The following is a 5,412-nucleotide window of genomic DNA, read 5'->3' on the forward strand; positions in this document are numbered from 1 at the left end:
ATTTACTATTGTTCCCAGATGATGATGAAATTTGTTGGAAATTAGGGTTGTTAATGAATGAAGTGGGAGATTTGGAGTCATCAAAAAGAGTACTTGAAAGACTAATATATAGGTTAAACAAAAATGGTAATAATAGAGAAAAAGCAGAAATAGTTGTATCTAATTTGGCAAGCATAATAAGCAATGAAGCTGATTCTATATTAAATAAGGTTAATGGTTTTATTAATGAAGGTAAATATGATAAAGGATTAGATTGCTGCGAAAAAGGAATTAATACAGGAGGGAGTAGTCCGTATTTCAAATATTACTATAGTAAATATAACTATAATAGATATGATTCTATAAATTATGAAAAATATTTAGCAATTGTATCTTTAAATGAATTAATAGCTAAAAGAGCATTTTTAAAATATTTAACTGGAAAAGAAAAGGATTTTGAAGAAAATCTATCAAGTATATATGACCATTGGTTAACACCACAAAAAGGTATTATATTTAAACCTAATTACTTAGGGAATAGAAATTATTCTAAAGATAGAAGAGATTGTTTAAGTGGCTGTTTTGATGCGTTAGCATCAGATATGTTCGATAAGAAAGAATGGGATAAAGCATATAAGTTTTATTGCCTTGCAAAGGAACAAAGATTAATTGTTTCTGACAGCTTATATGATGAGGAATGTTGCAGGTTGTTGTATAACATGGCAATAGCAAGATATAATAATGAAAAATATAATGATGCAATTAATCTTTTAATAAAGCTAAAACATGAGAATGGAGATTATAAAAAGGTAGAGATAAAGAGCTTAATTAAGAGTTCAAAAGAGGCATATGAGCAAAAGATTAGAGTAAGGGAATGGAATTATTGTTTTAATTTAGGTGATGAGGCGAGCAAAAAATTTGAATCAAAAGATTGGATTGGTGCAATATCGAAATATAGAAGTCAAATTGAATGTTTGAAAGGAACTGGAATAGATGAAAATAGCGAAATAATAGCTGGGATAAATTATAATAAAGCAATGGCTTTATGGAATTATGGGCAATATGAAGAAGCTCTTGAAGTTTTAAAGGATATACAAAATAAATGCCCATCTTATGAGACTATTTTAATAAATGAGAGAATTAATGAAGTAATAGGATTATTATAAAAATAATCATAATACGAGAATTAGGGAAATAGTTCGCAAATTATACGCCAGGCGTAAAATAAATTAATAATCACCAATGAACACTCTAACCAAAATATTCATCCCCAACGCCATATATTTAGGCTTCATCAGCTTATCGGTTCAGGTAATCTTTGCCCGTCTGGCGGTAAGCTTTGCTGGCGGTAATGAGGTTTATCTAAGCATATTTTATTTCTTCTGGCTATTAATAACAGCAATCGGCGCTATAACACTAAAAAATATAAAAACCAATATGCCATTAGTGGTTGGTGTACGTCCCCGTGCACCAACCGGGACTGATATGCTGTTTATTCTCATGTCATTATTCAGCCTTATCTCGGCAGTAGTGTTTTATTTGATGCCAAAAGCTCTGCATATAATACCCGGCCAATTAATTCCGCCTGTAATCTACCTGATTATACTGCTCGCTGCCCTTCTGCCTGTATGTCTGATAAACGGCGCGCTGTTTTCCTCGATTGCGTTAAGTTATAAAGGCAATAGCCGTCCGGGCAAAACCTATGCAGGGGAAGCTTTAGGCGCCTTGATAGCCGGTATGATTACTGCCATATACTATTTCAGCGGCGGCAGAGATTTGACTCTGCTTCTGTTTATCGCCTGTGTCTGTTTGATGCCGCTGCTTAGAAAAAAGTCTCTATATAAGATAATGGTATTAACATGTGCGGCGGTTATTATTATGCTCTTAGGGGCAGGCAATCATATTGAAAGTTTATTGCTGAAGATAAACTATCAGCCGTATGATTTCCAACAATCTGTTTCCGGGCGGCTTATACGGTATGACAGCGTAAAAACAGGCAATATGACCTCTCTCTATTCAGGCGGCATCAAGCTGGCAGATTTTCCCGATTATGTAACCGGACAGGATATCATATACTGGTCTCGCTTAATAAAGCCGGATATGGCAAACATCGCTCTTATCGGAGCGGAAACTCATATGGTTGACAGGTTCGTGCCGGATAATATCGAGAGAAAATATATTTTCCCCGAAAAAAGATGGCTGAAACTTGTGGACCCGGGATACTTGCCGGATATGAAGCATTGCCGAATAAAGGACCCGGCGTCATTTTTAAAGGGTAACGATGAAAAATTCGATGCTGTTATACTAAATTTAGGGCATCTGATTTCTCTGAGCAGCCGACGTTTGGAAACCAGCTCATTTTTCAAGCTCTGCCGAAAGAATATCGCCGATGACGGCATACTGACTGTTTTAGCGCCCTCCTATGATGGCATATGGAGGGATGATATGAGAAAGCGTCTAAGCGAGATTTATACTAACCTGAAAAATATATTCAAGAAGGTAATCTATATTCCGGGAGATAATCTGATTTTTATAGGCGGAGATAATATTCCCGATGAAATAAACACGGAGCTTCTTATACAGAGATATAGCGAACTCAAGATTGATTCTCCCTATTTTAATTCCTCCTTAATTGCCGCGAGGACTAATAGTTTCAAGTTAAACCAGGTTGAAAAGCAGTTATCATCAGAAAGCAAGTGCGCCAATGATATGGCTATCGGTCATGGGTTGTCGAATTACTTTTCGATGTTTAACATATCATTCGAATTCAAAGGATTATTAAAATATTTTGCCGTTTTGGCTGTAATTATTTTGTTATTAATTCTATTTTTTGCAGGTTTTAATGTCAATAAATCATTATCGCTAATAAATATCTTGTATTTTGGGGCAATTTCATTCATATTTGAATTGATGGTTTTATATGAAATTCAATTGATAGGAGGCTATCTTTATATAGCGCTTGGGCTTATATTAAGTCTGTTTATGGCTGGTATGGCGGCTGGCGCATTACTGGAAATAAAATATTATAATAGTCTGAAAAATTTACCGAAGATAATACATAAAAGAACGACTCTGGCTTTATTGATTTTCGGATTGATTATGGTTTTGTTTTCTCTTGGCTATGATAAGCTTTGGGTTCTAATGATAATAGTTGCTTTAGCGGGTTTTGGCGGCGGTTATGGATTTGCTGCCAATGCCAGATATTTTGAGAACAGGCCGGGGTTGCCGTATGGAGTCGACCTTGCCGGCGCCATATTGAGCACAGCGGCCGGGCTGGCAATACTGAGTGCGGCCTTAGATATAAATGCAATTCTATTGTTTATGGGAGTAACAGGAATAATACTAATTGCAACAAATATGCGTCTGGCAAGTAAATAAAGGATAGAAATATTACTGTTTTAAATATCTTGAAAAGGATTAAATGTCAAATGTCAAGTAGATGCTATGTATAAAGGAGGAAAATTGTTTAAGAAAACAGGGATTGTCATCACTGTCGGAATTCTGGTACTATTCGTTGTTTTAGCCGCTACCGCTCAGAAGCCGGGAGATTCGTTATACAGTTATTCCAGGCTGTCTATGGAGATTGCCTTTCAGATTTCATCCCGTTATGTTGATGAGGTTGAATCAAAAGAATTAATATATGCAGGGATACGGGGGATGATGGATATTCTCGATCCATTTTCCGAGTTTTTAGAGCGAAAAGACTACGACAGACTTCAGGAATCAACCAAAGGCAAATACTCCGGCTTAGGTATGACAATAATGTTGAAAGATGAATTCGTAACCATAGTAGCGCCGATGGAAGGAACTCCGGCATACCGTATGGGATTGCGCGCAGGCGATAAAATCGTTAAGATTGACGGCGAATCGGCTCAAAGGATGAGCACTCGTGATGCCTCGAACAAAATGCGCGGCCCAGCCGGCACGACCGTAACTTTAACAATCGAACGCGAGGGAGTAGATAAACCGCTTGAATATACAATCGAAAGAGCAGTCATCGAGATTAAAACAGTTCCTTTTTATACAACATTCGAAAGAAATGGCAAAAAGCTTGGGTATGTAAGATTAGCCCGTTTTGGCGAGGAGGCTAATCACGAACTTGAAGAGGCTTTCTCCGAGATACTCTCTGAAGACATCGATGGTTTGATTTTTGATTTAAGGTCAAACGGCGGAGGACTTCTTGACCAGGCTGTGAAAGTTGCCAATTATTTCTTGCCAAAAGGGGCGGATGTAACATCAACCAAAGGCAGAACCGAAGACCAGAAACGAACGCTGTATGCCAGTATCGATCCGATGATTCCGGCAGATGTACCTGTTGTGGTGATGGTCAACAGTATGTCAGCCTCCGCCTCCGAAATCGTTGCCGGCGCAATTCAGGATTGGGACCGTGGAATTATTATCGGCAACCCAACATTCGGAAAAGGGCTTGTGCAGCAAGTCTATCCATTGTCTGATGATGTTGCCCTAAAGCTTACTACCGCCAAATGGTATATCCCATCAGGGCGATGCATACAGAAAGACGAAAGATCCACTCGTCATCCGGAAGAACTCGAAATTCAGAAGAGTGACAGCGCAGATATTGAAAAGGAAAAAGAAGTGTATTTCACTAAAGGCGGCAGAATCGTTTTCGGCGGCGGCGGCGTTGTTCCTGATATCGAAATAGAAGATATAAAATTAAATGCGCTTGAATTAAACCTTGAAAGACTATCGATGTTCTTTGACTATTCTGTAAAATATACAACTGATAATCCTGGCGTTCCCGAAGATTTTGAAGTTACTCCAGAATTAATAGAACAGTTTAAAGGTTTTCTTAAGGAAGAGGAATTTACTTATAAGACAGCGCTTGAAAACGAACTGGACGAGATGAAAGAAACCATTGAAGAAATGGGAAAGACCGATGAGTATGCCGCGATTATTGAAAAGTTGGAAAAACAAATTGAGCTTGATAAAGAAAAACAATTCAATGAAAGCATCGACCATATTAAAAGGTCAATAAAAAGAGATATTCTTACCAAGCTCTATGGCGAAAAAGCTGTCTATAGGCAGAATGTGTTAAAGCAAGACAAGTATATTGATAAGGCTGTTGAGATATTATCATCGCCTAAAGAGTATTCTGCCGTCCTTCAACCGGAAGGCTAAAAATAAAGCTATAGTGATTTAATACCACTCGGGTTGTTGACAAAGAAGCGGTACACCTCTTGTTGTCAAGCGCTGCTTGGCAACAAGAGGTTATACATAATAAACCTCATACTATTAACAAATTAATAACTTAGGTTTTATAAAAGTATGTATGCCATGCGTAAGGGTGTATTGCAATATGCCTGTTTGTTGCCAAGCGCGAACGTGTTTATACAGCCATTCGTCCATACCAATCCCCCTATCAGTTTGTTCGAACCGGGGCTATAACATATATTTGAGTTAATAACAGAACAG

3 protein-coding genes are annotated in these 5,412 nt (G+C 37.7%); all 3 read left to right on the forward strand.

All coding sequences use genetic code 11. The features are described from left to right. Window positions 1-1,145, forward strand: a 1,145-nt coding sequence (locus tag J7K40_06915) for a hypothetical protein (protein MCD6162128.1), incomplete at its 5' end; no start/stop codon positions are given. A gap of 76 nt (window positions 1,146-1,221) precedes the next feature. Further along, entirely contained in the window at window positions 1,222-3,357 is a 2,136-nt protein-coding gene (locus J7K40_06920) for a hypothetical protein (GenBank protein MCD6162129.1), read from the forward strand. 84 nt (window positions 3,358-3,441) lie between these two features. After that, the gene (locus J7K40_06925) at window positions 3,442-5,118 is read left to right on the forward strand and encodes a PDZ domain-containing protein (protein MCD6162130.1); all 1,677 of its coding nucleotides are present in this window, start codon (window positions 3,442-3,444) and stop codon (window positions 5,116-5,118) included. The last annotated feature ends 294 nt before the right edge of the window (window positions 5,119-5,412 follow it).

The organism is Candidatus Zixiibacteriota bacterium (assembly GCA_021159005.1).
Lineage (GTDB): Bacteria > Zixibacteria > MSB-5A5 > UBA10806 > 4484-95 > JAGGSN01.